The following is a 409-nucleotide window of genomic DNA, read 5'->3' on the forward strand; positions in this document are numbered from 1 at the left end:
CCTTCATTTTCTGGAACGACGAGACCGGGGCGATCAATCCGACATCGACACCATTCGTAACAAATATGGTCGGTCCTAGCTGCTGTTGCATCGTGGTATCAAGAGTGATGAGCCCCTCATCTGCCGGACATCGCATCATCGGGGGCTCTAGTGGCCCACCACGAGTGCCAATACGACTGAGAGCCCGACGTTCAGGTTGGATTACCCGCGGGCTCTACGCCGATAACATTCTGCTCCGCGTCCGTCGTGAACGTTCCCTTCGATTGATCCAATATTACAAGCACGTTGCCGAAAGGGTCACATACACGGGCGCATCGTCCGATCGCGATGTCGAACGGCGGTTCCACTGCCGTTCCGCCCGCTGCCAAAAATTCTCGAAATGCCGTGTCCACATCATCAACCAGAATAT

1 protein-coding gene is annotated in these 409 nt (G+C 55.0%); it reads right to left on the reverse strand.

Going from position 1 to position 409, the window contains the following annotated elements:
• Positions 1–191 precede the first annotated feature (191 nt).
• Positions 192–409: VOC family protein (locus tag BQ8482_RS38875; RefSeq protein WP_425294176.1), on the reverse strand; the 218-nt coding region annotated here is incomplete at its 5' end.

Origin of the sequence: Mesorhizobium delmotii, from assembly GCF_900149755.1 — a bacterium.
GTDB classification, from domain to species: Bacteria; Pseudomonadota; Alphaproteobacteria; order Rhizobiales; family Rhizobiaceae; genus Mesorhizobium; species Mesorhizobium delmotii.